25 protein-coding genes are annotated in these 26,049 nt (G+C 68.1%); 9 read left to right on the top strand and 16 right to left on the bottom strand.

Going from position 1 to position 26,049, the window contains the following annotated elements; translation table 11 throughout:
• Positions 1 to 6 precede the first annotated feature (6 nt).
• The 3 genes from ftsZ (at position 7) to IAI53_RS00510 (ending at position 2,416) form a co-directional block, all read left to right on the top strand.
• The gene (gene ftsZ / locus IAI53_RS00500) at positions 7 to 1,149 is read left to right on the top strand and encodes a cell division protein FtsZ (RefSeq protein WP_187716224.1); all 1,143 of its coding nucleotides are present in this window, start codon (positions 7 to 9) and stop codon (positions 1,147 to 1,149) included.
• Between the two features lie 150 nt (positions 1,150 to 1,299).
• Positions 1,300 to 2,217, top strand: a complete 918-nt coding sequence (lpxC, locus tag IAI53_RS00505; RefSeq protein ID WP_187716225.1) for a UDP-3-O-acyl-N-acetylglucosamine deacetylase — start codon at positions 1,300 to 1,302, stop codon at positions 2,215 to 2,217.
• 13 nt (positions 2,218 to 2,230) lie between these two features.
• On the top strand, positions 2,231 to 2,416 hold the full coding sequence (locus IAI53_RS00510) for a hypothetical protein (protein ID WP_187716226.1): 186 nt from the start codon (positions 2,231 to 2,233) through the stop codon (positions 2,414 to 2,416).
• 21 nt (positions 2,417 to 2,437) lie between these two features.
• Here IAI53_RS00510 and IAI53_RS00515 read toward each other — a convergent pair whose 3' ends face one another.
• Positions 2,438 to 2,866 carry a DciA family protein gene (locus IAI53_RS00515; RefSeq protein ID WP_187716227.1) on the bottom strand — a complete coding sequence of 143 codons (429 nt, stop codon included), beginning with the start codon at positions 2,864 to 2,866 and terminating at the stop codon, positions 2,438 to 2,440.
• Positions 2,867 to 2,993: 127 nt separating this feature from the next.
• Between IAI53_RS00515 and secA the strand changes: the two genes are divergently transcribed.
• A complete protein-coding gene (gene secA, locus IAI53_RS00520; protein WP_187716228.1) occupies positions 2,994 to 5,717 on the top strand; it encodes a preprotein translocase subunit SecA in 2,724 nt (907 codons plus the stop codon).
• 34 nt (positions 5,718 to 5,751) lie between these two features.
• A complete protein-coding gene (gene argJ / locus IAI53_RS00525) occupies positions 5,752 to 6,990 on the top strand; it encodes a bifunctional glutamate N-acetyltransferase/amino-acid acetyltransferase ArgJ (RefSeq protein WP_187716229.1) in 1,239 nt (412 codons plus the stop codon).
• 87 nt (positions 6,991 to 7,077) lie between these two features.
• Here argJ and IAI53_RS00530 read toward each other — a convergent pair whose 3' ends face one another.
• On the bottom strand, positions 7,078 to 8,190 hold the full coding sequence (locus IAI53_RS00530; RefSeq protein WP_187716230.1) for a PA0069 family radical SAM protein: 1,113 nt from the start codon (positions 8,188 to 8,190) through the stop codon (positions 7,078 to 7,080).
• A 159-nt stretch (positions 8,191 to 8,349) separates the two neighbouring features.
• Here IAI53_RS00530 and IAI53_RS00535 point away from each other — a divergent pair, with 159 nt between their 5' ends.
• Together IAI53_RS00535 and IAI53_RS00540 are read left to right on the top strand one after the other, a co-directional pair.
• Entirely contained in the window at positions 8,350 to 9,180 is an 831-nt protein-coding gene (locus IAI53_RS00535) for a PP2C family protein-serine/threonine phosphatase (protein WP_187716231.1), read from the top strand.
• A gap of 182 nt (positions 9,181 to 9,362) precedes the next feature.
• Positions 9,363 to 10,184, top strand: a complete 822-nt coding sequence (locus IAI53_RS00540) for a LysM peptidoglycan-binding domain-containing protein (protein WP_187716232.1) — start codon at positions 9,363 to 9,365, stop codon at positions 10,182 to 10,184.
• 22 nt (positions 10,185 to 10,206) lie between these two features.
• On the opposite strand, the gene IAI53_RS00545 is transcribed toward IAI53_RS00540, so the two are convergent.
• From IAI53_RS00545 to apaG, 3 genes are all read right to left on the bottom strand, one after another.
• Complete coding sequence (locus IAI53_RS00545) at positions 10,207 to 11,910, bottom strand: protein kinase domain-containing protein (protein ID WP_187716233.1); 1,704 nt, start codon at positions 11,908 to 11,910, stop codon at positions 10,207 to 10,209.
• A gap of 13 nt (positions 11,911 to 11,923) precedes the next feature.
• The gene (locus IAI53_RS00550; RefSeq protein WP_187716234.1) at positions 11,924 to 12,442 is read right to left on the bottom strand and encodes an FHA domain-containing protein; all 519 of its coding nucleotides are present in this window, start codon (positions 12,440 to 12,442) and stop codon (positions 11,924 to 11,926) included.
• A gap of 254 nt (positions 12,443 to 12,696) precedes the next feature.
• Positions 12,697 to 13,080 carry a Co2+/Mg2+ efflux protein ApaG gene (apaG, locus tag IAI53_RS18510; protein WP_187716235.1) on the bottom strand — a complete coding sequence of 128 codons (384 nt, stop codon included), beginning with the start codon at positions 13,078 to 13,080 and terminating at the stop codon, positions 12,697 to 12,699.
• A 132-nt stretch (positions 13,081 to 13,212) separates the two neighbouring features.
• Between apaG and purB the strand changes: the two genes are divergently transcribed.
• Entirely contained in the window at positions 13,213 to 14,580 is a 1,368-nt protein-coding gene (gene purB, locus IAI53_RS00560; protein ID WP_187716236.1) for an adenylosuccinate lyase, read from the top strand.
• Between the two features lie 139 nt (positions 14,581 to 14,719).
• On the top strand, positions 14,720 to 15,037 hold the full coding sequence (locus IAI53_RS00565; protein ID WP_187716237.1) for a DUF2322 family protein: 318 nt from the start codon (positions 14,720 to 14,722) through the stop codon (positions 15,035 to 15,037).
• A gap of 75 nt (positions 15,038 to 15,112) precedes the next feature.
• Here the strand turns inward: IAI53_RS00565 and secF are convergent, their stop codons facing one another.
• From secF to IAI53_RS00620, 11 genes are all read right to left on the bottom strand, one after another.
• Complete coding sequence (secF, locus tag IAI53_RS00570; RefSeq protein WP_187716238.1) at positions 15,113 to 16,045, bottom strand: protein translocase subunit SecF; 933 nt, start codon at positions 16,043 to 16,045, stop codon at positions 15,113 to 15,115.
• Between the two features lie 21 nt (positions 16,046 to 16,066).
• Positions 16,067 to 17,920, bottom strand: a complete 1,854-nt coding sequence (gene secD, locus IAI53_RS00575) for a protein translocase subunit SecD (protein ID WP_187716239.1) — start codon at positions 17,918 to 17,920, stop codon at positions 16,067 to 16,069.
• 84 nt (positions 17,921 to 18,004) lie between these two features.
• Positions 18,005 to 18,328, bottom strand: a complete 324-nt coding sequence (gene yajC, locus IAI53_RS00580; RefSeq protein WP_187716240.1) for a preprotein translocase subunit YajC — start codon at positions 18,326 to 18,328, stop codon at positions 18,005 to 18,007.
• A gap of 127 nt (positions 18,329 to 18,455) precedes the next feature.
• Positions 18,456 to 19,361 carry a DMT family transporter gene (locus IAI53_RS00585; RefSeq protein WP_187716241.1) on the bottom strand — a complete coding sequence of 302 codons (906 nt, stop codon included), beginning with the start codon at positions 19,359 to 19,361 and terminating at the stop codon, positions 18,456 to 18,458.
• Between the two features lie 121 nt (positions 19,362 to 19,482).
• A complete protein-coding gene (locus IAI53_RS00590) occupies positions 19,483 to 20,256 on the bottom strand; it encodes a MetQ/NlpA family ABC transporter substrate-binding protein (protein WP_187716242.1) in 774 nt (257 codons plus the stop codon).
• Between the two features lie 40 nt (positions 20,257 to 20,296).
• Positions 20,297 to 20,962 carry a methionine ABC transporter permease gene (locus tag IAI53_RS00595; RefSeq protein WP_187716243.1) on the bottom strand — a complete coding sequence of 222 codons (666 nt, stop codon included), beginning with the start codon at positions 20,960 to 20,962 and terminating at the stop codon, positions 20,297 to 20,299.
• Positions 20,959 to 21,969: a methionine ABC transporter ATP-binding protein gene (locus tag IAI53_RS00600; protein WP_187716244.1), complete on the bottom strand. Its 1,011-nt coding sequence runs from the start codon at positions 21,967 to 21,969 to the stop codon at positions 20,959 to 20,961. The genes IAI53_RS00595 and IAI53_RS00600 overlap by 4 nt, the downstream gene beginning before the upstream one ends.
• A gap of 157 nt (positions 21,970 to 22,126) precedes the next feature.
• A complete protein-coding gene (locus IAI53_RS00605) occupies positions 22,127 to 22,843 on the bottom strand; it encodes an ABC transporter ATP-binding protein (protein WP_187717895.1) in 717 nt (238 codons plus the stop codon).
• Positions 22,843 to 23,679 (bottom strand): ABC transporter ATP-binding protein, encoded by an 837-nt coding sequence (locus tag IAI53_RS00610; RefSeq protein ID WP_187716245.1) that lies wholly within the window; start codon positions 23,677 to 23,679, stop codon positions 22,843 to 22,845. Before IAI53_RS00610 ends, IAI53_RS00605 begins: the two co-directional genes overlap by 1 nt.
• A complete protein-coding gene (livM, locus tag IAI53_RS00615) occupies positions 23,676 to 24,992 on the bottom strand; it encodes a high-affinity branched-chain amino acid ABC transporter permease LivM (protein WP_187716246.1) in 1,317 nt (438 codons plus the stop codon). Before livM ends, IAI53_RS00610 begins: the two co-directional genes overlap by 4 nt.
• Positions 24,992 to 25,906: an ABC transporter permease subunit gene (locus IAI53_RS00620; RefSeq protein WP_187716247.1), complete on the bottom strand. Its 915-nt coding sequence runs from the start codon at positions 25,904 to 25,906 to the stop codon at positions 24,992 to 24,994. Before IAI53_RS00620 ends, livM begins: the two co-directional genes overlap by 1 nt.
• Positions 25,907 to 26,049 lie beyond the last annotated feature (143 nt).

The raw sequence follows: 26,049 nt of genomic DNA on the forward strand, positions 1-26,049 counted from the left end.
AGGCAAATGTTTGAAATCGTTGAAAAGGTTCCCACCGGAACGGTGATCAAGGTGATCGGTGTCGGCGGCGCCGGCGGCAATGCGGTCGACCACATGATCCGCGAGGGCGTGCAGGGCGTGCAGTTCGTGGTCGCCAACACCGACGCGCAGGCGCTCAGCCGCTGCCTGGCGCCGGCCAAGATCCAGCTCGGCGTCACCGGCCTGGGCGCAGGTTCCAAGCCGGAGGCCGGCCGCGCGGCGGCGCAGGAGTCGCGCGACGCGATCGCCGAGGCGCTGGAAGGCGCGCACATGTGCTTCATCACCGGCGGCATGGGTGGCGGCACCGGTACCGGCGCGGCGCCGGTGGTGGCCGAGATCGCCAAGGAGATGGGCATCCTGACCGTCGCCGTGGTGACCAAGCCCTTCGATTTCGAGAACCGCCTGCGCGTGGCCGAAAGCGGCGTCGAGGAACTGACCCGCAACGTCGATTCGCTGATCGTGGTGCTCAACGACAAGCTGCTCGAAGTGTTCGGCGACGACGCCGGCTTCGAGGACTGCTTCCGCTCGGCTGACAACGTGCTGCGCTCCGCGGTGGGCGGCATTGCCGAGATCATCAACGTACCGGGCCTGGTCAACGTCGACTTCCAGGACGTGCGCACCGCGATGGGCGAGATGGGCCGCGCGATGATGGGCTCGGCCGAGGCTGCCGGCCTGGACCGCGCGCGCATCGCCGCCGAGCAGGCTGCGGTCAGCCCGCTGCTGGAAGGCACCGAACTGTCCGGCGCCCGTTGTGTCCTGATCAACATCACCGCCAGCCGCTCGTTGAAGATGTCGGAAGTGCGCGACGCGGTGAAGACCGTGCAGGCCTTTGCCGCACCGGAAGCCTTCGTCAAGTACGGCACGGTGTTCGACGAGTCGATGGAAGACCGCATCCGCATCACCGTGGTGGCCACCGGCCTGGGTACCCCGCGCGCCGCACGCCAGCCGGTGATGCAGGTGGTGCAGGGCACCGGTACGTACGGCCCGGCCGGCGGCGGCGCGGTGGACATGGGCAATCTCGACGTGCCGGCGGTGATCCGCAGCGGGCGGCGCACCACGGTCGAGGCCATGAGCGCCAACGGCATGGGGACCTACGACATCCCGGCCTTCCTGCGCAAGCAGGCCGACTGACGCATACGTCGCCTCCGTCTGCGTCCGGCGGGCGCCCCGGCATGGACCTCTGCCTCCGGTCCGTGCCTGGGCGCCCGTCGCTCATTGATCCGGGCTTCCGGCCTGTCCTGTCCTCCGTGTTAAGATGCTGAGCTCACAAGGAAAATCGTCATGATCAGGCAGCGCACCCTCAAGTCCATCGTCCGTGCCACAGGCGTCGGCCTGCATGGCGGACGCAAGGTGAACCTCACCTTGCGCCCGGCAGCGCCGGACACCGGCATCGTCTTCCACCGGGTCGATCTCGATCCGCCGCTGAGCCTGCCTGCCGATCCGTATTCCGTGTGCGATACCCGCATGTGTTCCGGCCTGGAGCAGGGCGGTGAGAAGGTCGGTACGGTCGAGCACCTGATGTCGGCCTTGTCCGGCCTGGGCATCGACAACCTGCATGTGGACGTCGATGCGCCCGAGATTCCCATTCTCGACGGCAGCTCCGGTCCCTTCGTGTTCCTGCTGCAGTCTGCCGGCATCGAGGAGCAGAAGGCGCCCAAGCGCTTCCTGCGGGTCAAGCGCGCGGTGGAGTACCGCGAGGGCGACAAGTGGGTGCGCCTGGAGCCTTACGACGGTTTCCGCCTGAACTTCTCCATCGTCTTCAATCACCCTGCCATCGACCGCACCTCCACCGAGGTCACCGTCGATTTCGCCGAGCAGTCCTACGTGCGCGACGTGGCGCGCGCGCGCACCTTCGGATTCATGCAGGACGTCGAGTTCATGCGCTCGCACGGCCTGGCGCTGGGCGGCAGTCTCGACAACGCCATCGTCATGGACGAATACCGCGTGCTCAACGCCGACGGGCTGCGCTACGCGGACGAGTTCGTCAAGCACAAGGTGCTCGACGCGATCGGCGACCTCTACCTGTGCGGCCATCCGCTGCTGGCGTCCTACTCCGCGCACAAGGCCGGCCACGCGCTCAACAACCAGATCCTGCGCGTGCTGCTGGAAGACCGCAGCGCGTGGGAGATCGTCACCTTCGAGAAGGCCGCCGCCACGCCGCGCGCGGTGAGCCACCAGTTCGACCTGGCGCTGGGCTGAGGCTGCCGGGCGCATGGTGATCCTGCGGATCCTGGTGCTGCTGGCGGCGTTTGCCATCGGCAGCTCCTTGCTAGCCTGGCTGCTCACCGGCAATCCGCGCTACCGCCTGTGGGCGTGGAATCTGACCCGCGGCACCCTGCTGGCGGTCGTGGCCGTGCTGGTGCTGTTCGCCCTCGAGAGGATCTTCTTCTCCGGCTGATGCCGCGCGCCGCCGGCGGCCTCAGCGGCTGCGGCGCGCCAGGCGCTCCAGCGCCTCGCGCAGGGGCGAATCGGCCGGCAGCGTGGCAGCGAACTCGGTCAGGCTCTGCTTGCCCTGCGCGGAGATGCAGCGTTCGGCCGGTGCCGGGCGCCACGGCGCCGGCTGCTGAACCGCCACCCTGACCTGGATTTCCGACAGCAGATGCCCCTGGTCGCGCAAGCGCTCCACCAGGCTGGGTGCCATCTGCTTGAGCTTGACCGCTACCGCGTTGCCCTGGGCGAACACCACCAGGGTTTCGCCCTTGAGGTTGCCCACCCGGCAGGAGGCCGCCAGCAGCGGCGGCAGGCAGCGCTCGAAAGCACCCTGCAAACGGCGCAGCCGCGCGGCATGGTCCTGCAGGCGGGAAAGGGCGTCGCCGCCGCCGAGAAAACGCTGGATCGATTGGGTCATGAGTGGGCTTCGCGGTCCGGCTTGCGATGGTAGGCGGCCGCCCGGCGTCCGGCAAGCGGTCCCCTTAGAGCGCGCAATACCTGCGTGCTAAACTTGCGCCTTTGCCGAATCGAACCGACAGGACCCCATGATCTCCGGCCTCCTCAAGAAAATCTTTGGCAGTCGCAATGACCGCCTGATCCGCCAGTATCAGCAGACCGTTGCCCGCATCAACGCCATGGAGCCGGAGATCGCCGCCTTGTCGGACGAGGCCCTGCGCGGCAAGACCGACGAGTTCCGCCAGCGCCTGGCCGGCGGCGAGGCCCTGGACAACCTGCTTCCCGAAGCCTTCGCGGTGGTGCGCGAAGCCGGCAAGCGGGTGCTGGGCATGCGCCACTTCGATGTCCAGCTGGTCGGCGGCATGGTGCTGCACAACGGCAAGATCGCCGAAATGCGCACCGGCGAGGGCAAGACCCTGGTGGCCACGCTGCCCGCCTATCTGAATGCGCTCACCGGCAAGGGCGTGCACATCATCACGGTGAACGACTACCTGGCCAGCCGCGACGCCGAGCAGATGGGGCGCATCTTCGCCTTCCTCGGCATGAGCACCGGCTGCAACCTGTCGCGCATGCCGCACGCCGACAAGCAGGGCGCCTACCAGGCCGACATCACCTACGGCACCAACAACGAGTTCGGTTTCGACTACCTGCGCGACAACATGGTGTATGCGCAGGGCGAGCGGGTGCAGCGCGAGCTGGCCTTCGCCATCGTCGATGAGGTGGACTCCATCCTGATCGACGAGGCCCGCACCCCGCTGATCATCTCCGGCCAGGCCGAGGACCACACCGAGCTCTACCTGAAGATGAACCAGGTCGCGCCGCTGCTGAAGAAGCAGGAGGGCGAGGGCGACAACGTCACCGAGCCGGGCGACTACACGGTGGATCTCAAGTCCAACCAGGTGCTGCTCACCGAACAGGGTCACGAGACCGCCGAGCAGCTGCTGGTGCGCATGGGCCTGCTCAACGAGGGTGCCGGCCTGTACGAGCCGGGCAACATCCTGCTGGTGCACCATCTGTACGCCGCGCTGCGCGCCCACGCGCTGTATCACAAGGATCAGCACTACGTGGTGCAGAACGGCGAGGTGGTCATCGTCGACGAGTTCACCGGCCGCCTGATGGCCGGCCGGCGCTGGTCCGACGGCCTGCACCAGGCGGTGGAGGCCAAGGAAGGCGTGAAGATCCAGGCCGAGAACCAGACCCTGGCCTCGATCACCTTCCAGAACTACTTCCGCATGTACGGCAAGCTCGCCGGCATGACCGGCACCGCCGACACCGAGGCCTTCGAGTTCCACTCCATCTACAGCCTGGAGACCGTGGTCATTCCGACCAACCGGCCGATGATCCGTCGCGACGAGAACGACAAGGTCTATCGCACCGCCGGCGAGAAGTGGAAGGCGGTGATCGACGACATCCGCGACTGCGTGCAACGCGGCCAGCCGGTGCTGGTCGGTACCACCTCGATCGAGACCAACGAGTTCCTCTCCGCGCTGCTGAAGAAGGAGAAGATCGACCACCAGGTGCTCAACGCCAAGCAGCACGACAGCGAAGCGCAGATCGTCGCCGAGGCGGGGCGCCCGGGCGTGGTCACCATCGCCACCAACATGGCCGGCCGCGGTACCGACATCGTGCTCGGCGGCAACATCGACAAGCGCATCGGCGCAGTGCGCGCCGACGAGACCCTGTCGCCCGAACAGAAGGACGCGAAGATCGCCGAAATGCGCAGTGAATGGCAGACGGTGCACCAGCAGGTGGTGGCGGCCGGCGGCCTGCACATCATCGGCACCGAGCGCCACGAATCGCGCCGTATCGACAACCAGTTGCGCGGCCGTTCCGGCCGCCAGGGCGACCCGGGCTCCAGCCGCTTCTACCTGTCGCTGGAAGATCCGCTGATGAAGATCTTCGCCGGCGACCGCCTCAACGCCATCATGGTCCGCCTGAAGATGCCGGAAGGCGAGGCCATCGAGCATGCCATGGTGACCCGCTCGCTGGAGTCGGCGCAGCGCAAGGTCGAGCAGCGCAACTTCGACATCCGCAAGCAGCTGCTCGAATACGACGACGTCGCCAACGACCAGCGCAAGGTGATCTACCAGCAGCGCAACGAGTTGCTGGAAACCGAAGACATCTCCGACACCGTCAAGGCGATGCGCCAGGGCGTGCTGCTGGAAACCTTCCGCATCTACGTGCCCGAAGACAGCGTGGAGGACCAGTGGGAGGTCGCCGGCCTCGAACAGGCCCTGGCGGCCGACTTCCTGCTCAAGTTGCCGGTGGGCGAATGGCTGAAGGCCGAGCCCGAACTGGACGACGAGGCCATCCTCAAGCGCATCCTCGATGCGGCCGAGGAAGCCTATGCCGCCAAGGTGGCGATGGTCGATCCGGCTGCCTGGCACCAGTTCGAGCGCAATGTGATGCTGCAGAGCCTGGACAACCACTGGCGCGAGCACCTTGCCGCGCTCGACCATCTGCGCCAGGGCATCCACCTGCGCGGCTATGCGCAGAAGAACCCCAAGCAGGAGTACAAGCGCGAAGCCTTCGAACTGTTCGAGAACCTGCTCGACACCGTGCGCGGCGAAGTCACCAAGCTGCTGCTGACCGTTCAGGTGCGCACCGAATCCCAGCTCGAGCAGGCCGAGGCGCCGCCCGAGGTGGAGAACGTGCAGTACCACCACGCCGACTACGACGAAGCGCTGGGCGGGGCCGCCGAAGGCGAGGGCGCGCGCCAGCCGGCGATGGCCGGGCCCAAGGTGGGGCGCAACGACCCCTGCCCCTGCGGTTCGGGCAAGAAATACAAGCATTGCCACGGCAAGCTGAGCTGAGCGACCCGCTCCGCCTGTCGAACAGGAGTCCATCATGGCCGTCAATCTCTCCACCCCGAATCCCGCCGACCTGCGCCCGGTTGCCGGCGTACGCCTCGGCGTTGCCGAAGCAGGCATCCGCAAGGCCAATCGTCGCGACCTGACCTTGATCGAACTCGCCCCCGGCAGCCGCGTGGCCGGCGTGTTCACCCGCAACCGCTTTTGCGCCGCGCCGGTACAGCTGTGCCGCGAGCATCTCGCCGAGGGCGACATCCGCGCGCTGGTGATCAACACCGGGGTGGCCAATGCCGGCACCGGCGAGCAGGGCCTGGTCAATGCGCTGGAAACCTGCGCCGCAGTCGGCCGGGTGCTCGGCGTGGGCGCGCAGCAGGTGTTGCCCTTCTCCACCGGGGTGATCCTCGAGCCGCTGCCGGTCGACCGCCTGATCGCCGGCCTGCCGGCCGCGCAGGCCAATCTGCGCGTCGATGGCTGGTTCGACACCGCGCACGCGATCATGACGACCGACACGCTGGCCAAGGCGGTGTCGCGCACCGTCGAGGTGGGCGGCAAGACGGTCACCATCACCGGCATGAGCAAGGGCGCCGGCATGATCAAGCCCAACATGGCCACCATGCTGGGTTTCCTGGCCTGCGACGCCGCGGTGTCGCAGGACCTGCTCAACGCGCTGGTGCGCGAAGCGGCCGACCTGTCGTTCAACAGCATCACCGTGGACGGCGACACCTCGACCAACGACTCCTTCATCCTGATCGCCACCGGTCAGGCCGGCAATGCCGAGATCACCGAGCCGGCGGGGGCCGACTGGGCCGCGCTGCGCGAGGCGGTGATCGACGTCGCGGTGCGTCTGGCGCAGGCCATCGTGCGCGACGGCGAGGGCGCCACCAAGTTCATGAGCATCGTGGTGGAAGGCGGCGCCGACCGCGAGGAATGCCGCAAGGTGGCCTACGCGGTGGCGCATTCGCCGCTGGTCAAGACCGCCTTCTTCGCCTCCGACCCCAACCTCGGGCGCATCCTCGCAGCCATCGGCTACGCCGGCATCGACGATCTGGACGTGAGCCGCCTGAAGGTGTGGCTGGGCAATCCGGACGAGAGTGTGCTGGTCGCCGAACACGGCGGCCGCGCGGCGAGCTACGTGGAGGAAGCCGGCGCGCGCATCATGGCGCACGCCGAGCTCACGGTGCGCATCGACCTCGCCCGCGGGCGGGCCGCCGCCACCGTGTGGACCTGCGATTTCTCCTACGACTACGTCAAGATCAACGCCGACTACCGCAGCTGAGCACGCCCTGCAGGAGCGGCCTTGGCCGCGATCGCGGCCGACCGTAGTTCCCACAGGCCGAATCGCGGCCAAGGCCGCTCCTACCCCCTAGAACAGGCTGCCCTGTACGGGCATGTTCGCATCCGCCGGCGCCGCGGGCGGGCGGAACAGGTCGCGGCGCAGCTCGTCGATGCTCGGCGCGCTCATCCCCAGTTGGCGACGCACCCGTTCCATGCGTTGGCTGTAGAGCTGTGCAAAGGGGCCGCTGCCGCGCATGCGGTGGCCGAAGCGTGGGTCGTTCGCCTGGCCGTTGCGGCACTGGCTCAGCACGCTGAGCACATGGGCGGCGCGCGCCGGATAGTGCGTCTGCAACCAGTCCTCGAACAAACCCTTCACTTCGCCCGGCAGGCGCAGCAGCACGTGCGCGGCCTGGTCGGCGCCGGCGGCGTGTGCTGCCGCGACGATCGCTTCCAGTTCCTGGTCGTTGAGCGCCGGGATCAGCGGGGCGAAGAACACGCCCACCGGAACGCCGGCCGCCCGCAGCGCGGCGATGGTCTCCAGCCGGCGAGCGCCGCGCGGGGCGCGCGGTTCCAGACGGCGCGCCAGCGCGTCGTCCAGGGTGGTCACGCTGACGGTGACGCGGACCAGCCGGTCGCGGGCGAATTCGCGCAGCAGGTCGAGGTCGCGTTCGATCAGCGTCGACTTGGTGACGATGGCCAGCGGATGGCGGCATTCGAGCAGCAGTTCGAGCAGGCGGCGGGTCAGGCCGGTCCGGCGCTCCACCGGTTGCCAGGGGTCGGTGTTGCTGCCCAGGGCGATGGGCGCGCAGCGATAGCGCGGGTGACTCAGTTCGCGGCGCAACAGCGCTGGCGCATCGGGCTTGAAGAACAGCTCCGTCTCGAAGTCCAGGCCCGGTGAGAGATCCAGGTAGGCGTGGCTGGGGCGGGCGTAGCAGTAGATGCAGCCGTGCTCGCAACCGCGGTAGGGATTGATGGCACGGTCGAAGGGCAGGTCGGGAGAGCGGTTGTAGCTCAGCACGCTGCGGGCATGATCCACCGACAAACGGGTTTGCACGGGGCCGATGGAGGCATCGCAGCCTGCTTCATCGGGGGCCGGCTCGTGCTGCAGGGTCAGAAAACGGGCGTGCGGGCTGCTCGCGCTGCCGCGTCCGCGCGGCGCGCCTGAGGAGTTGGCTGGATAGCTGAAAATACGTACAGTCATGCGCCATTCGACACCCGTGCTCCGGCAGTGTCAAGCGGTGGACCGCTGCGCCGTTTGCCCGTCCGCGCGTTCCGCCTTACCATCCCGAGCGGATAGCGCGGCGCGTCATGCCCGCGAGCCGCCGGCCCTCAGCGGGTGCGGTGGCCGGCCGGAGGAAGAATGAGGCGGACGAAGTCACGGACAGGACAGGCGGGGCATATCGGTGGTCGGGCCGAACAGCAGGACCATGCCGCCTGCTTCGCCAGTGCCGACGGCCGCTGTCATCTTCTGGTGGTCGCCGACGGCATGGGCGGGCGCACCGGGGGCGAACTGGCGGCACGTACGGTGATCGACGTGGCCGAGGCGCTCTGGAACGAGTCAGCCCAGCGGCCGGACGATCCGCCCGCCTTCCTCGAATCCCTCTGCCAGCGCGCGCATGCCGCCATCCGCCAGCATGCCGAAGACTGCGGCGAGAGTGCGGGAGCCACCGTAGTGGCCTTGCTGACCACGCCCGAGCGCGCCTGGTGGGTGCACGTCGGCGACAGCAGGCTCTATGCCTTCCGTGACTGCAGGCCGGTGTTCCGCACCGAGGATCACACGCTGGTGCAGCAACTGGTGCGCAGCGGGCAGATCGACGAGGCCGAGGCGGCGGCCCACCCCGAGCAGCACAAGCTGCTCCGCGGACTCGGCGGATACGACGCGCTGCAGACCACGCACGGGCAGATGCGGGTCGACCCGGACACCGGGTTCGTGTTGTGTACCGACGGTTTCTGGGCGAAGGTCGCGGCGGACGAGATGGCCGGCCTGCTGCTTGCCGAGGTGCTTGGCGATGCGTGCGCGCAGTGGGTCGGGATCGCGGTCGCGCGCGCCGGGGCCGAGTCCGACAATGCCACCGTGGCTGTGCTGCAACCCGCCGGAAGGAGATCCGGGTTTGCCTACAGGCAGCTGTGGCCGCTGTATGCCGCCGGCGTCTTGGCGCTGGCGGCCTTCCTGTTTCACGCGATGAGATGATGACGACTACACGAACGAACTCCCTGGCTCTGCTTGGCCTGTTCTCGGCCGCCGTGCTCTTAGGCGCGGGCGGGTGTGCCGGCCTTCAAGGCGCCGGCGCGGACGGCCCTGATGCGCCGGCAGCGGAGGCCGCGATACAGGCTCCCGCTGCAGAGGCCGGCGAGCAGCGGCCCGAGGCCGAGGTGCGCGAACTCGGCCGCATCATCGAGATGCTCCAGGACGGGCAGTACGGAGAGGGGCGGAGCGCGCTGCAGGCCTACCTGCAGCACGAACCGCGTAGCGCGGTGGCCAAGGGCTTGCTGCGCCAGCTCGAGACCGATCCCGTCCAGTTGCTCGGGGCGGCGCACGAGGCCTACGAGGTTCGGCCGGGCGACACGCTCGGCGGCATCGCCGCCCGTCACCTGGGCGATCCCTTGTCGTTCGTCGCGCTGGCGCGCTACAACGGCATTGCGCGGCCCAAGGCGCTCACTGTGGGACAGATGCTCAAGCTGCCGCTGAGAAGCAGGGCTGCGTCCGCCTCGGGGGCGGCCGTGGAGCCGGCAGAGACTCGCAATCCCCGCTTGCAGGCGATCGAGGACGACCTGGCTGCCGGTCGCATCGATGCCGCGCAGGCCGGAATCGCCCGCCTGCGCGTCGAGGGCGGCGTACCCGCCGAAAGGCTCACCGTGCTGGCGCAGCGCGCACGCGGGCTTCAGCACCAGCAGCGCGGCCTGGTGTTGCTGCAGGCGGGCCGCAACGAGGAGGCGTATGCGGCTTTCGAGCAGGCCCTGTGCATCGTGCCGGACCTGGAGCCCGCCGGCCGGCAACGCACCGAGTTGCGCAAGCGCCTGGTGAGCGACTACCACGAGGCCGCGGTGGTGCACTACCGCAACCAGCGGCTGGAAGAAGCGATAGGCCTGTGGGACAAGGCGCTGGCGCTCGATCCGGCCTTCGAGCCGGCGCGCGGTTACCGCACTCGCGCGCTGGAACTCAGGCGCAGGCTGAGAGCCCTGGACAACTCCTGAGGCAGCCTCTGAGGCGCGTTCGTCAGTTGCGATCGCGCGATTTGCCGGCCCGGGCGCTGCCGGGCGCCGCCGGCTCCACCATGCGGGTGGCGGGCGCGGGCGGGACGCCGTTGCCGGAGGTGGCGTTGCGCTTGGCGGAGTGGGTGACGAACATCCGCGCTTCCAGCGAGTCGGCCATGGAGTTGTAGGCCGAGAACAGCCGTTCGAACTCGTCGTCGCGGTGCATGCGGATGCGTCCGTCGAAGCGCCCCTGGGTGATCTGTCCCAGCGCCCGGCGGAGGATCTCGATGGGCACCACCAGGCGCCGTGACAGCGTGTAGGCGCCGATGAATACGGTGACCAGGGTGACCAGCATCACCGCGATCATCGCCGCCAGGGTGGTGCGGTTGGCGGCCTGCAGCGCGGCGGTGGAGATGCCCACGCGCAAGCGGCCGAGTTCGTGATCCTGGTAGAGCACGGGCGCGTCGAACAGCAGGTAGGAGCGTCCCTGGCCGTCGTCTAGCGTGTAGATGGCCTGGCTGCCGTGCAGCAGCACGCGGCGGTCCTCGGGCAGCGGGACGTCGGCCGAGCCGGGGGCGCTGCCGTCGGTGCTGGCCACCAGCTGGCCGTTGCGGTCGCTGACGGAGACATGCTCGATGTCGCGCTTGCGCGCCATTTCGTCGATCATCGCCTGAATGGCGATGCGGTCTTCCAGCAGCAGGTCTTCGGCACTTTCCAGCGCCAGGGTTTCGGTGAGCGTGAGGCCGTAGTCGTAGGCGACGCGGGTCATCGCCTCGTTCTGCCGGTGATAGACCACTGCCAGCCCTGCGGTGACGGTGACCGCCACCAGCACGCTCATCACCGCGGTCCAGCGCAGGCGCAGGGGGATGAACCGCCGCCCTCGCCAGGTGCGCTCCTGCTCGGCGAGGGCGTCGTCGATGCGCTGCAGGTCCTCGATCAGCTCCGCGCCGGTCTGATAGCGTTCGGCGGGATCGCGTGCCAGCAGCGTGCGCGCAACGTCGAGCAGGGCCTGTGGAGTAGCCGGGTCGAGCGGCTTGAGCGGCGGCAGCGGCTCCTTGAGGATCTTGCGCAGCAGTTCATGGACGTTGTTGGTGCGGAAAGGCGTGTGGCCCGACAGCAGCCAGTAGAGCAGCACGCCCAGCGAATAGAGGTCGCTGCGCCCGTCCACCTCGCCGCCGCGGATCTGCTCGGGCGACATGTAGTGCGGCGTGCCCGCGACCGGGCTGCCGTCTTCCGGGCGCGGGCCGGATTTGTGGCGCAGGCGGGCGATGCCGAAATCCATGACCTTGACGTTGCCGCTGTCGCTGGTGACGACGATGTTCTCGGGCTTGATGTCCTGGTGCACCACGCCCTGGCGGTGGGCGTAGTCGAGCGCGTCGGCGATCTGCGTGACGATGCGCAGCACGGTGCGCACCGGCAGGCGATCACGCCGTTCGACGAAGGACTCGAGGGTGGGGCCCTCGAGCAGTTCCATGGCGATGAAGGGCACGCCGTTGACCACGCCGACGTCGAAGATGGTGACGATGCCCGGGTGGGTGAGCGTGCCGGCCGCGCGCGCTTCGGTCAGGAAGCGATAGCGGTACTCCTCGCGTTCGGCGTACTCGGCGCGCAGCGTTTTGATGGCGAGGATGCGGCGGATGCGCGGATCGTAGCCGCGGTGGATGACCGACATCGCACCGCTGCCCAGTTCGCCACGCAGGATGTACCGGCCGAGCGTAATGGCCACGACGCGCGTGTCCCTAGAGCAGGGTAAGGGCTGCCGCTGCGAGACCCAGCACCGCTACCGCAGCGACCCAGACCCAGGCCGGTGTGCCGCGTGGGCGCGGCTTCGTGCCACCCTGTGCCGCGCCGGTGCGGAACACGAACTCGGCGCGGCCGAAGCGCACCCGGTCACCATCCTGCAGCGGGCCGTCGTGGGCCTTGGCGTCGTTGATGAAAGTGCCGTTGGTGGACAGCATGTTGATCACCCGGTAGCGCCCTTCGTCGTGGAGCACCCAGGCGTGCTGAGCCGACACGCTGTCGTCCGGCAGGATAATGTCGTTGTCCTCGCGGCGGCCGATCAGGGTCTTGCCACGCTTGAGGACGAAGCGCTGGTTCTCGAAGGGCGCGGAGGTGCCGACGAGCGCGGCGCGGTCCACGTCGCCCTCGCTGTCGGCCGATGGCGAGGCGATTACCTCGGCCAGTTCTTCCGGGCGGAAGAGAATGGTGCCCTGCGGACCGGTCCATTCACCGCTGGCGTCCTTGCGTTCCTTGAGCACGATCGCGTATCCCGTTGCTGTTGATGCAGCTTACCAAGGAGGGAGTATGCCCGTTCGCCGCCGACGCGACAACGGGAAATGCCAGATGGGAGTCGAGGCGCCCCGGTGCCTGCCACGAAGTCCCGCGGCAACGGGCATATTCGCTTCACTGCGGCACATGATTGCGACAGTCTCTGTCAGCGGCGTGCAGTGGCGGTCATACGATATAAGGAGTATGTCCGGGTTGCCGCCGGCAGCGCCGTTAGAGATCCATGTCAGTGCAGGACGCGGGGCATTGCGAGCATGAAGGGAGGAATCTCCACCTCGAAGCTGTGTCCGTCCCCCGACACCATCTGGTAGCTGCCGTGCATGGTGCCGACCGGCGTCGGGATGCTGGTGCCGCTGGTATAGCTGAACTGCTCGCCGGGGGCCAGCAGCGGTTGCTCGCCGATGACCCCCATGCCGCGCACCTCCTGCTGCTTGCCGTCGCCATCGGTGATCACCCAGTGCCGGCTGATCAGCTGGGCCGACAAGGTGCCGGCATTGGTGACGGTGATGTGGTAGGCGAAGACGTAGCGGTCGTCCTCGGGATCGGACTGGTCGGCGACGTACTCGGCGACGGCTTCGACCCGGATGAGGTATTTCTCCGTAGTGCTCACGTTGTGACCTTGTACTCTCAGGACGGGAAGGACGCGATGCGTTTTCGGCGCCCGGTCGGCGATGCGTGCAAGCCGCTGCTGCCGAGCGCCGGGTGAACGGTAAAATAGCACTCTTTGTCCGGAATACCTCCCATGTCCGCTTTCGCCCTTACCGCGCTTTCCCCGCTCGACGGCCGCTACCACGCCAAGGTGGCCGGCCTGCGCGACCACTTCTCCGAGCATGGCCTGATCCGCAACCGCGTGCGCGTCGAGGTTGAATGGCTGAAGGCGCTGGCGGCCGACCCGGCGCTGGCCGAGATCGCCCCGTTCTCGGCGGCCACCGTGGCCGAGCTGGACGCCGTGGTGGCGGGCTTCGCTCCTGCCGACGGCGAGGCGGTGAAGGCCATCGAGGCCACTACCAACCATGACGTGAAGGCCATGGAGTACTGGCTGAAGAAGCGCCTCGGCCACAACGCCGAAGTGATGAAGGTGTCCGAGTTCATCCATTTCGCCTGCACCTCGGAAGACATCAACAACACCTCGCACGCGCTGATGCTCAAGGAAGGACGCGATGCAGTGCTGCTGCCCGCGCTGGACGCGGTGATCGCACGCTTCCGTGGGCTGGCCCACGACCTGGCCGCAGTGCCGATGCTCTCGCGCACCCATGGCCAGCCGGCCAGCCCGACCACGCTGGGCAAGGAGATGGCCAACATCGCCGCCCGCCTGCTGCGCGCGCGCGCGCAGATCGCCGCGGTTTCGCTGTGCGCCAAGTTCAACGGCGCGGTGGGCAACTACAACGCCCACCTGTCGGCCTGGCCCGAGTTCGACTGGGAAGGCTTCAACCGCCGCTTCATCGAGTCGCTGGGCCTGGAGTTCAACCCCTACACCATCCAGATCGAGCCGCACGACGCGATGGCCGAGCTGTTCGACGCCATGGCGCGCACCAACACCATCCTCATCGACGCCTGCCGCGACATCTGGATGTACATCTCGCTGGGCTACTTCAAGCAGAAGCTGAAGGAAGGCGAGGTGGGCTCGTCCACCATGCCGCACAAGGTCAACCCGATCGACTTCGAGAACGCCGAAGGCAACCTGGGGGTGGCCAACGCGGTGCTCAAGCACTTCTCCGAGAAGCTGCCGGTCTCGCGCATGCAGCGCGACCTCACCGACTCCACCGTGCTGCGCAACATGGGCGTGGGCTTCGGCCACACCGTGCTGGCGCTCGACAGCTGCCTGCGCGGGCTGAACAAGCTGGAAGCCGACCCGGCGCGCCTGGCGGCCGACCTGGCCGAGTGCTGGGAAGTGCTGGCCGAGCCGGTGCAGACGGTGATGCGCCGCTTTGGCATCGAGAACCCCTACGAACAGCTCAAGGCGATGACCCGCGGCAAGGGCATCACCCGCGAGGCCCTGCACGAGTTCATCGCCACGCTGGCGATTCCGCAGGGCGAACGCGAGCGCCTGCTGGCGATGACGCCGGCGAGCTACATCGGCAAGGCCGAGGAACTGGCGCGCCGCATCTGACCCGTCCCGCCGGCCGGAAATGGTCGGGACGGGCCGTAGAAGCGGCCTTGGCCGCGATGCGAGCCGTGGCACAACGGACGCCGTATCGCGGGCAAGGCCGCTCCTGACGGTGCCTTATCGAGTACGGAGAGAAACAAGCATGGCTTTTGCCGAAAACCTGAAGCAGTTGCCGGGTGTCTCCCACCTGGCGGCGATCGAGCTGATCGACGCCCAGGGCGCGGTGGTCGGCCGCATCGAGAACAAGCCCGGCCAGGCCGGCTCGCTGGCGGTGTACAACCATCTTGCGCAACTCTATGGGGCGATCGGCCCGGACGCGGCGTCGCGCGGGCTGGAACTGTATGCCGAGCACAGCGAGGATGCGCGCGCCAATCCCGGCAAGCATCCCAACATCGACCGCCTGATCGGGCTGATCGAGCGCAACGAGACGCTGCGGGTGAAGCAGGCCTTCGCAGTCTGAGCGTTTCGCCAGACGCGCAAAAGGAACAAGGGCGCCCGCAGGCGCCCTTGTTCTTTCCGGAAGCGGGTGCGGGGATCAGACCACCGCTTCTTCCTTTTCCTTCTTCGGCTTGACGAACTGCTCGCGCGACACGCCCAGCCACATTACCAGCGGGCTGGCGACGAAGATCGACGAGTAGATGCCGAACATGATGCCGATGGTCAGTGCCAGGGCGAAGTAGTACAGGGTCTCGCCGCCAAAGATCAGCATTGCCAGCACCATCATCATCGTCGAGCCGTGGGTGATCACGGTGCGCGAGATCATCGCGGTGATGGCGTGATCGAGCACCTGCGGGGTGCTCATGTTGCGCTTCTTCTTGAAGGTTTCGCGCACCCGGTCGAACACCACCACCGACTCGTTCACCGAGTAGCCCAGCACCGCCAGTACCGCCGCCAGCACCGGCAGCGAGAACTCCCACTGGAAGGCCGCGAAGAAGCCGATGATGATGATCACGTCGTGCAGGTTGGCGATGATGGCCGATACCGAGAAGCGCCACTCGAAGCGCATCGCCAGGTAGGCCATGATGCCGAAGATCACCAGCAGCAGCGCCATCGCGCCGTCGGTGGCCAGTTCCTTGCCGACCTGCGGGCCGACGAACTCGACACGCCGCAACTCGGGCGCCGGGCCGGACAGGGCGTTCAGCGTGCCCATCACCCGTTCGGAGATGCGGGAGGTGTCGAGGTCCTCGCGATTGGGCATGCGGATGAGGATCTCGCGCGCGCTGCCGAAGTTCTGCACCTGCGCATCCGGGTAGCCGTCGCCCGCCAGCGCCTGGCGGATGTCCTCGATGCGCGGCGGCTCGGGGTAGCCGATCTCGATCAGCGTGCCACCGGTGAATTCCACCGACAGGTTGAGCCCGCGCAGGACGATGAAGAAGACGGCGAGGACGAAGACAAGCGTGGAGACGATGTTGAACTTCAGCGCATGGCGCATGAAGGGGATGTCGTTTCGCTGGCGGAAGAATTCCATGATCGTGTTCCGTCCCTTTCCTCAGTTGGCCGACTGGCCGAGATGCAGCTTCGCCACCTTGCGCTGGCGGCCATAGATCAGGTTGATGATCATGCGCGACACCATCACCGCGCTGAACATCGAGGTGAGGATGCCCAGGCAGTGCACCACCGCGAAGCCGCGCACCGGCCCGGAGCCGAACACCAGCAGGGCGATGCCGGCGATCAGCGTGGTGATGTTGGCATCGAGGATGGTGTCGAAGGCGCGGTCGTAGCCGGCGGAAATCGCCGCCTGCGGGGTGGCGCCGTTACGCAGCTCCTCGCGGATGCGCTCATTGATCAGCACGTTGGCGTCGATCGCCATGCCCAGGGTCAGCGCCATCGCGGCGATGCCGGGCAGGGTGAGCGTGGCCTGCAGCAGCGACAGCAGGGCGACCAGCAGCATCAGGTTGAAGGTCAGCGCGATCACCGACACCAGGCCGAACAGGGTGTAGTAGACGATCATGAACACCGCGATCGCCACGAAACCCCAGACCACCGAGTTGGAGCCCTTGGCGATGTTCTCGGCGCCAAGGCTGGGGCCGACGGTACGCTCCTCGATGATCTCCATCGGTGCCGCCAGGCTGCCGGCGCGCAGCAGCAGGGCGACGTCGTTGGCCTCGGTGGTGGTCATGCGCCCGGAAATCTGCACCCGGCCGCCGCCGATCTCGGTGCGGATCACCGGCGCGGTGACCACCTCGCCCTTGCCCTTCTCGATCAGCAGGATGGCCATGCGCTTGCCGACGTTTTCGCGCGTAACGTCGCGGAAGATGCGTGCGCCGGCGGCGTCCAGGGTGAGGTGCACCGCCGGTTCGTTGGTCTGGCCGTCGAAGCCGGGCTGGGCGTCGGTCAGGCGGTCGCCGGTGAGCACCACCTGGCGCTTGACCAGCAGCGGCAGGCCGCCGCGCTCGGTGTACAGCTCGGTGCCGAAGGGCACGTTGCCGGCCAGCGCCGCTTCCAGCGCGCCCGGGGTGTCGTCCACCATGCGCACTTCCAGCGTGGCGGTGCGGCCGAGGATGTCCTTGGCCTTGGCCACGTCCTGCACGCCGGGCAACTGCACCACGATGCGGTCGGCGCCCTGCTGCTGGATCACCGGCTCGGCCACGCCGAGTTCGTTGATGCGGTTGTGCAGGGTGGTGATGTTCTGCTTGATCGCGAAGTCGCGCATGGTCTGCTGCGCCGGCGCGGTGAGAGTGGCGATCAGCTTGAGGTCGTCGGCGCCGTCGTCGCGGTCCACCAGTTGCAGGTCGGCGGTGGAATTCAGGATCGCGGTGCGCGCGGCCTCGCGTTGCGCTGCGTCGCGGAAGCGTAGTTGTACGGTGTTGCCCTCGCGGGTGATGCCGGCGTGGCGCACGCTGCGGTCGCGCATCAGGGTGCGCAGGTCGCCCGCGGTGGCGTCCAGGCGCTTGGTGAGCGCGCCGGGCATGTCGACCTCGAGCAGGAAGTGCACCCCGCCGCGCAGGTCCAGGCCGAGGTACATCGGCAGCGCGTGGATGCTGGTGAGCCAGTTGGGTGAGGCCGACAGCAGGTTGAGCGCGACGATGTAGGACGGGTCCTGCGGGTCCGGATTGAGCGTGCCCTCGATGACGTCGCGCGCGCGGATCTGATCCTCGGCGCCGGCGAAGCGGAAGCGCAGGCTGTTGTCGTCCGCGAAGCGTCCGGTATGTGCGATGCCGGCGCTGCGCAGGGCTTCCTCGACGCGGCTGCCGGTGTCCGCCGCGTCGAGCTTGACCGTAGCCTTGCCGCTGGAAATCTGCACTGCGGGCACTTCGCCGTAGAAGTTCGGCAGGGTGTACAACAGGCCCCACAGCAGGATCAGGCCGATTACGAGGTTCTTCCAGAGCGGATAGCGATTCATGGCGGCGGAATGGTGATGCGGGCAGGGACGGCGCAGGGCCGAAAGAACGGCCGGCCCGCTATGGGGCCGGCCTGGAGAGTGTGCTCAGAGGGCCTTCAGGGTGCCTTTGGGCAGGACCGTGGCGACGGCCTGCTTCTGCACGGCCACCACGGTGTTGGCGGCGACCTCGATCTGCACGAAGGCGTCGCCCACTTCGGTGACGCGCCCGGCAATGCCGCCGCCGGTGACGACTTCGTCGCCCTTGGCCAGTGCCTCGACCATGGCCTTGTGTTCCTTGGCGCGCTTCATCTGCGGGCGGATCATCAGGAACCACAGCACCACGAACATCAGGATCAGCGGCAGCAGACCCATGAAGCCGCTCTGGGCAGCGCCGTCGGCGGCCTGGGCGTAAGCGTTGGAAATCAGCACGTTGTACTCCGAAGGTTGACGTCAAACGGGGGATTATAGCAGCACGGCCGGACACGCCGGCGTGCGCGGAACCGGGGAGGCGCGTGGCCTTGCCGTCCGCCGGCCGCAGGCTTCGGACCCGCTGCGCTCAGCGGCGTTCCCCGCGTGCGGCCAGGTAGATGCCGGCCAGCAGCAGGGTGAAGCCGGCCAGTTGCAGCGGCGCGAAACCCTCGCCGAAGAAGACCCAGGCCATCGCCGCGCTGCCCACCGGTTCGCCCAGGGTGACAACGGCCACGAAGGTGGCCGACACATGGCGCAGCGACCAGTTGTAGGCGGTGTGGCCGAGCAGCTGCGGCCCCAGTGCCATGCCGGCGAGCACCGCCCACGCCGCCAGGCTGTGTCCGGTCAGCGCGCTGCCGGACAGGCCGCTGGCGCTCACCAGGAAGAGCGCGGCAACGCCGTAGGCCAGCCAGATGTAGGCCGACAGGCCGAGCCCGGCGCGCAGCCGGCGCCCGATCAGCAGGTAGGCGGAGAAGCACCAGGAGCCGATCAGCGCGAGCAGGTTGCCGAACATCGGGTCACTGCCGGCGCCCGCGGTCTGGCTGTCGCTCCAGAAGATCAGCAGGCTGCCGCCGAAGGACAGGGCGATGCCGCCCAGCATCATGCGGGTCGGGGTCTCGCGGAACAGCAGGAAGGAGGCCAGGCCGATCCACAGTGGATTTGTGGTGACCAGCGCGGTGCTGGAGGCCACCGAGGTGTATTCCAGCGAGCTGATCCAGGTGGCGAAGTGGGCGGCGAGGAACAGCCCCGCGGCCAGCGCCATGAGCATCTGGCGACCGGTGAGCGCGATCAGGTCGCGGCGCGACTGCAGCAGGGCGATCGGGGTGACCACCAGGGCGGCGATGCCCAGCCGCCAGGTGGCGACCACCAGCGAGTCCACCCCTTCGGCCTGCGCCAGGCGGGCGAAGATGGCACCGAAGGAGATGGCGGTGAGGCCGAGGCCGAGAACGACGAAGGGCAGCCAGCGGGCAGGGGGCGTGGTCGGGGTGGTCATGGTCTCGGGGGCGGTGCGGGAAGGGTGGTGGCGTCGGTCGTGCTCGTGGGTCGCGAGGAGCCAGTGACAAGGGCCGCCGGATGGCGGCCCTTGTCCGGGCGGGTCGGTTTGCCGGGGCCGCTCAGAAGGCCGGCACCACCGCGCCCTTGTACTGGTCGAGGATGAAGCGCTTCACCGCCTCGCTCTTCAGCGCCTCGACCAGCTTGACCACCGCCGCGGCGTTCCGGTTGTCCTCGCGGGTGACCAGGATGTTCACATAGGGCGATTCGCTGCCTTCGATGGCCAGCGCGTCCTTGGCCGGGTTGAGTCCGGCCTCCAGCGCGTAGTTGGTGTTGATCAGCGCGAGATCCACCTGGCCGAGCACGCGCGGCAGGGTGGCGGCTTCCAGTTCGCGGATCTTGATGCCCTTGGGGTTGTCGGCGATGTCGCGCGGGGTGGCCAGGATGTTGGCCGAATCCTTGAGCTTGATCACCCCGGCCCGCTCCAGCAGCAACAGGGCACGCCCGCCGTTGGTGGCGTCGTTGGGGATCACCACGCTTGCGCCCTGGGGCAGCTCGGCGAGGCTCTTGATCTTGCGCGAGTAGGCGCCGAAGGGCTCGATGTGCACGCCGGCCACGCTCACCAGGTTGGTGCCCTTGCTGCGGTTGAATTCGTCCAGGTAGGGCTGGTGCTGGAAGAAGTTGGCGTCCATGCGTTTCTCGGCCACCTGCACGTTGGGCTGCACGTAGTCGGTGAATACCTTGACCTTGAGCTCCACGCCTTGCTTGGCCAGCGCCGGCTTGATGAACTCGAGGATCTCGGCGTGCGGCACGGCAGTGGCGGCCACGTTCAGCGTGTCGGCGGCCTGGGCGCCGAGGCTGGCGGCCAGCGCCAGCGCGGTGAGCAGTTTCTTCATGGGTTGCCTCTCGTGAAGGGGGAAGGGAAAGCGCGCAGGGTCATCTGCGCGAAAAGTGCACCACCAGCCGGTCGCCGATGGATTGCAGGATCTGCACAAGTACCAGCAGCAGGACCACGGTGACGATCATCACGTCGGTCTGGAAGCGCTGGTAGCCGAAGCGGATGGCCAGGTCGCCCAGCCCGCCGGCGCCCACCACGCCGGCCATCGCGGTGTAGGACACCAGGGTGATGGCGGTGATGGTGATGGCGGCGATGATGCCCGGGCGCGCCTCGGGCAGCAGGGCGTCGATGACGATCTGCCGGGTGGTGGCGCCCATTGCCTGGCTGGCCTCGATGATGCCGCGGTCGACCTCGCGCAGCGCGGTCTCCACCAGGCGGGCGAAGAAGGGCGTGGCGCCGGCGACCAGCGGCGGGATGGCGCCGGCCACGCCGAGCGAGGTGCCGGTGAGCAGCACGGTGACCGGGATCATGACGATCAGCAGGATGATGAAGGGCAGCGAGCGCAGCGCGTTCACCAGCACCGACAGCAGGCGGTAGAGGCCGCGGCGCTCGAACATCTGGCGCGGGCCGGTGAGGAAGAGCAGCACGCCCAGCGGCAGGCCGAAGAGCACGGTGAACAGCAGCGAGCCGCCCAGCATCAGCAGGGTGTCGACGGTGGCGAGCCAGATCTCCGCGAGATCGACGTTTACGAAGAACTCGTTCATGCGCGCAGCACCTCCAGGTGCACCTCGGCTGCGGCCAGGCGGTGCTGTGCGGCGTCGATGTCGCCGCCCACCAGGGCGATGGTGAGCTGGCCGTAGGGGGTGTCCTTGATGTGGTCGATGCGTCCGGCGAGGATGCTGAAATCCACCCCGGTCTCGCGCGCCACCGTGCCCAGCAGCGGGGCGTAGGTGGCCTCGCCGCGGAAGGTCAGGCGCAGGATGCGCCCGGCCACATGGGCGAAGTCCGCGCGCTGCTCGTGCTCGTCGATCTGTTCGGCTTCGAGCACGAAGCGCCGCGTGGTGGGGTGCTGCGGATGCAGGAAGACGTCGCCCACCGGGCCGAGCTCGACGATGCGCCCGGCGTCCATCACCGCCACGCGGTCGCACACCCGGCGGATCACGTCCATCTCGTGGGTGATCAGCACGATGGTCAGCCCCAGCTCGCGGTTGATGCCGTCGAGCAGTTGCAGCACCTGGGCGGTGGTCTGCGGGTCGAGCGCGCTGGTGGCCTCGTCGCACAGCAGGATCTTGGGCTCGGTGGCCAGCGCCCGGGCGATGCCCACGCGCTGCTTCTGGCCGCCGGAGAGCTGGGCGGGGTACTTGCCGGCGTGCGCCTCCAGGCCGACGCGCGCGAGCAGGCTGTCCACCCGCTCGGCGATCTGCCGGCGGCTGAAGCTGCCGGCGAGCTTGAGCGGCATGCCGATGTTGTCGGCCACGGTCTTGGACGACAGCAGGTTGAAGTGCTGGAAGATCATCCCGACGCGGCGGCGGAAGGCGCGCAGGCCGGCGGCGTCGAGCGCGGTGACGTCCTCGCCGTCTACCACGATGCGGCCTGCGCTCGGTTCCTCCAGGCGGTTGATCAGGCGCAGCAGGGTGCTCTTGCCGGCGCCCGAGTGGCCAATGAGGCCGAAGATCTCGCCGCGTTCGACGCGCAGGTCGGTGGGCTGCAGGGCGGGGATGTCCCGCCCGTCCACGCGATAGGTCTTGCCGGCCTGCCTGAGTTCGATCACGTCCCTTGTCCTGCTGCTGGCTTCCGGCTGCGGCCGGAAGAAAAAAGCGCCGAGTTTACCGGCGCGCGTGGCGGACACAATGGGGTCCGCGGAATATGGATATGGTGAGTGAGCGCAAGCGTGCCGGTGCACTGGCACGCTTGCGCTCACCCCGGGCTCAGCCGTGGCCGCCGCCTTCCAGGTAGGCGGCGCGCACCTCGGGGCTGGCCAGCAGTTCGGCGCCGCTGCCTGCCAGGGTGATCTCGCCATGCTGCAGCACGTAGCCGCGATGGGCCACGCGCAGCGCCTGGTTGGCGTTCTGCTCGACCAGCAGGATGGTCATGCCGTGGTCGCGGTTGAGCTCGCGCACGATCTGGAAGATCTTGCGGATGTAGATCGGCGCCAGGCCCAGCGAGGGTTCGTCGAGCAGCAGCAGCTTGGGCCGGCTCATCAGCGCGCGGCCGATGGCCAGCATCTGCTGCTCGCCGCCGGACAGCGTGCCGGCGCGCTGCACGGCGCGCTCCTGCAGGATGGGGAACATCGCATAGACCCGGGCGATGTCGGCCTCGTAGTTGGCCTCGTCGCCCTGGATGGCGCCCATCTGCAGGTTCTCGAGCACGGTCATGCGCGGGAAGATGCGGCGGCCTTCCGGCACCAGCGCGATGCCGCGGCGGGCGATCTCGTGGGTGTCCAGCCGGGTGATGTCCTCGCCGTCGAAGACGATGCGCCCGGCGCTGGCCTGCGGCTTGCCGAACAGGCTCATCATCAGCGTGGACTTGCCCGCGCCGTTGGCGCCGATCAGGGTGACGATCTCGCCGACCTGCACCGACACGTCGATGCCGCGCAGCGCGTGGATGTGGCCGTAGTGGGCATGCACCCCTTCCATGGTCAGCATCATGATGCGCGTTCCTCCGTGTAGTCCTCCATCACCCCTTCTTCCTCGTCCTCGCCCAGATAGGCCTTGATCACGGCCGGGTCGTTCTTGACCGCCTCCGGCGCGCCCTCGGCGATCTTGCGGCCGTAGTTGATCACGCAGATGTGGTCGGAGACGTTCATCACCACGCTCATGTCATGCTCGATCAGCAGGATGGCGACACCCTGTTCGCGGCACAGGTAGAGCAGCAGCTCGTTGAGCTCCGCCGACTCGCGCGGGTTGAGGCCGGCGGCCGGCTCGTCCAGGCACAGCAGCACCGGGTCCACGCACAGCGCGCGGGCGATCTCGATGCGCCGCTGGGTGCCGTAGGGCAGGTCGCCTGCGGCGTGGTCGGCGAAGCGGGTGAGCTGCAGGCGTTCCAGCCAGGTGGCCGCGCGGGCGACCGCCTCGCGCTCGGCCTGGCGGTAGCCGGGCAGGCTGAACAGGCCGGCGATGGAGAACTTCGACGCCCGCTGCAGCACGTTGTGCTGGGCGACGATGAGGTTCTCCAGCACCGTCATCTTGGGGAACAGGCGGATGTTCTGGAAGGTGCGCACCACCTGGGCGTCGCGGGCGACGCGGTGGCTGGGCAGGGATTCCAGGCGCATTTCGCCGCGCTTCGGGTGGGCCAGGCGCAGCGTGCCGGTGGTCGGCTTGTAGAAGCCGGTCAGGCAGTTGAACAGCGTGGTCTTGCCGGCGCCGTTGGGGCCGATGATGCCGGTGATCTTGCCGGCCGGCACTTCCAGCGACAGGTCGTCGATGGCGGTCAGGCCGCCGAAGCGCATGGTCAGGTTGCGAACCGAAAGCAGGGTGCTCATCGTGCGCCCTCCTTGGCGGTCGTGCCCGCGGCGGACAGGCGCAGCGTGGGTTCGCGGTGGGCGAGCAGGCCGCCCGGGCGCCACACCATGATCAGTACCATGGCCAGGCCGAACAGCAGCATGCGGTACTCCGAGAAGTTGCGGCCGAACTCGGGGATCAGCACCAGCAGCGTGGCGGCCAGCACCACGCCCATCTGCGAGCCCATGCCGCCCAGCACGACGATGGCGAGGATGATCGCCGACTCGGTGAACACGAAACTCTCCGGCGAGATGAAGCCCTGGCGAGCGGCGAAGAACACCCCGGCGAAGCCGCCCAGCATGGCGCCGATGGCGAAGGCCGACAGCTTGATGTTGGTGGTGTTCATGCCCATCGCCTTGCAGGCGATCTCGTCCTCGCGCAGCGCCTCCCAGGCGCGACCGACCGGCAGCTTGCGCAGGCGGGAGACGAAGGCATGGGTGAGCAGGGCCAGCACCAGGATCAGGTAGTACAGGAAGATCAGCCGGTGCATCGGCGAGAACTCCAGGCCGAAGAAACCGGCGAAGTTCTGTCCGCCCTCGGGTGCGCTGCGGGTGAACTCCAGGCCGAAGAAGCTCGGTCGCGGGATCGAGCTGATGCCGTTGGGGCCGCCGGAGAGTTCGGTCCAGTTCACCAGGACGATGCGGATGATCTCGCCGAAGCCCAGCGTGACGATGGCCAGGTAGTCGCCGCGCAGGCGCAGGATGGGGTAGCCCAGCAGGATACCGAAGGTGGCGGCCAGTGCGCCGGACACCGGCAGCGCCTCCCAGAAGCCCCAGCCGAACTGGGTGGACAGCAGGGCGTAGGAGTAGGCGCCGACCGCGTAGAAGGCCACGTAGCCCAGGTCGAGCAGGCCGGCGAGGCCGACCACCACGTTCAGGCCCCAGCCCAGCATCACGTAGATCAGCACCGTGGTGGCGGTGTCGACCACGTAGCGGTTGTCGGAGAACACGATGGGCAGGGCCACCGAGGCGCCCAGCGCCAGCCAGCCGAGCACGTTCACCACCGCCTGCGCGCGGCTCGCGCCAGTGTCGCCGGCGGCGCGCTGGCGCGCGAGCTTGCGCTGCTTGAGATTATCGAAGGCCCAGCGCAGCGCCAGGCGTCCGCCGAAGGCGATGGCGACCGCGGCAACCAGCAGGCCGAAGCGGGTTTCCACCGCCAGGCGGCCGCCGGCGTCCACGGTGGTGAGGCCGATCAGCGGAATGCCCAGGATGAGGGCGACGAAGGCGATCCAGCCGGCGTCGCGCAGGCGCTCGGCCGGGGTCATGCCATGGTGGGCGAAGACGACGGTACTCATCAGACCTTCTCCACTTCAGGACGGCCGAGCAGGCCCGAGGGGCGCAGCATCAGCACTAGGCAGAGGATGCCGAAGGTGGCCACGTCCTTGTATTCGGTCCACAGGTAGGCCGACCAGAAGGCCTCGATCAGGCCGATCAAGAGGCCGCCCAGCATCGCCCCGGGCAGCGAGCCGATGCCGCCCAGCACCGCCGCGGTGAAGGCCTTGATGCCGGCCAGAAAGCCGATGAAGAAGTCCACCACGCCGTAGTACACCGTGACCATCACCCCGGCCACCGCGGCGAGCGCCGCACCCAGCATGAAGGTGAAGGAGATCGTGCGGTCCACGTTCACGCCGAGCAGCGAGGCCATGGTGCGGTCCTGCTCGCAGGCGCGCTGCTGCCGGCCGAAGGGGGTCTGGGTGATCATCCAGGTGAAGGCGATCATCAGCACCGTGGTGGTGACGATGATCAGCAACTGGCTCCAGCCGATCTGCACGGTGAATTCAGGTGTGCTCCACAGCTGCAGACCGCCCTCGATGACCGGCGGGATGGGCTTCACGCGCGCGCCCTGGGTGAGCTGCACCGCGTTCTGCAGGAAGATCGACATGCCGATCGCCGAGATCAGCGGGGCCAGGCGGGTGGAGCCGCGCAGCGGCCGGTAGGCGGTGCGCTCGACCGCCCAGCCGTAGGCCGAGGTGAAGAAGATCGACACGATCAGCACGAAGGTCAGTGCGAGCGGAATCGAGGTGACGTCGGCGGCGGCGAGCAGGGTGAAGGCGGTGACCGCGATGAACGCGCTCACCATGAAGATGTCGCCGTGGGCGAAGTTGATCATGCCGATGATGCCGTACACCATCGTGTAGCCGATCGCGATCAGGCCGTACATGGCGCCGAGCGTCAGGCCGTTGATGAGTTGTTGCAGTGCGTAGGCCACGCTTGTCTCCTGCTGTGGCGGCGCACGACGGCTGACGGCGGTGGCGCCGTCGCCGTGCGCAATAATGGTTTTCGGAGGTGGTGTGTAGGAGCGGGCAGGTCCGCACTGCGGCGCTTCCGCTTTTGCCGGAAGCGCCGCAGTGC

This window comes from Thauera sedimentorum, from assembly GCF_014489115.1.
In the GTDB taxonomy this organism is placed as follows: domain Bacteria; phylum Pseudomonadota; class Gammaproteobacteria; order Burkholderiales; family Rhodocyclaceae; genus Pseudothauera; species Pseudothauera sedimentorum.

Bases quoted from the DNA above. Each gene is read 5' to 3' on its own strand.
- ftsZ (WP_187716224.1), top strand. From the start codon at position 7: ATGTTTGAAATCGTTGAAAAGGTTCCCACCGGAACGGTGATCAAGGTG.
- lpxC (WP_187716225.1), top strand. From the start codon at position 1,300: ATGATCAGGCAGCGCACCCTCAAGTCCATCGTCCGTGCCACAGGCGTC.
- IAI53_RS00510 (WP_187716226.1), top strand. From the start codon at position 2,231: ATGGTGATCCTGCGGATCCTGGTGCTGCTGGCGGCGTTTGCCATCGGC.
- IAI53_RS00515 (WP_187716227.1), bottom strand. From the start codon at position 2,866: ATGACCCAATCGATCCAGCGTTTTCTCGGCGGCGGCGACGCCCTTTCC.
- secA (WP_187716228.1), top strand. From the start codon at position 2,994: ATGATCTCCGGCCTCCTCAAGAAAATCTTTGGCAGTCGCAATGACCGC.
- argJ (WP_187716229.1), top strand. From the start codon at position 5,752: ATGGCCGTCAATCTCTCCACCCCGAATCCCGCCGACCTGCGCCCGGTT.
- IAI53_RS00530 (WP_187716230.1), bottom strand. From the start codon at position 8,190: ATGACTGTACGTATTTTCAGCTATCCAGCCAACTCCTCAGGCGCGCCG.
- IAI53_RS00535 (WP_187716231.1), top strand. From the start codon at position 8,350: ATGAGGCGGACGAAGTCACGGACAGGACAGGCGGGGCATATCGGTGGT.
- purB (WP_187716236.1), top strand. From the start codon at position 13,213: ATGTCCGCTTTCGCCCTTACCGCGCTTTCCCCGCTCGACGGCCGCTAC.
- IAI53_RS00565 (WP_187716237.1), top strand. From the start codon at position 14,720: ATGGCTTTTGCCGAAAACCTGAAGCAGTTGCCGGGTGTCTCCCACCTG.
- secF (WP_187716238.1), bottom strand. From the start codon at position 16,045: ATGGAATTCTTCCGCCAGCGAAACGACATCCCCTTCATGCGCCATGCG.
- secD (WP_187716239.1), bottom strand. From the start codon at position 17,920: ATGAATCGCTATCCGCTCTGGAAGAACCTCGTAATCGGCCTGATCCTG.
- IAI53_RS00585 (WP_187716241.1), bottom strand. From the start codon at position 19,361: ATGACCACCCCGACCACGCCCCCTGCCCGCTGGCTGCCCTTCGTCGTT.
- IAI53_RS00590 (WP_187716242.1), bottom strand. From the start codon at position 20,256: ATGAAGAAACTGCTCACCGCGCTGGCGCTGGCCGCCAGCCTCGGCGCC.
- IAI53_RS00595 (WP_187716243.1), bottom strand. From the start codon at position 20,962: ATGAACGAGTTCTTCGTAAACGTCGATCTCGCGGAGATCTGGCTCGCC.
- IAI53_RS00605 (WP_187717895.1), bottom strand. From the start codon at position 22,843: ATGCTGACCATGGAAGGGGTGCATGCCCACTACGGCCACATCCACGCG.
- IAI53_RS00610 (WP_187716245.1), bottom strand. From the start codon at position 23,679: ATGAGCACCCTGCTTTCGGTTCGCAACCTGACCATGCGCTTCGGCGGC.
- livM (WP_187716246.1), bottom strand. From the start codon at position 24,992: ATGAGTACCGTCGTCTTCGCCCACCATGGCATGACCCCGGCCGAGCGC.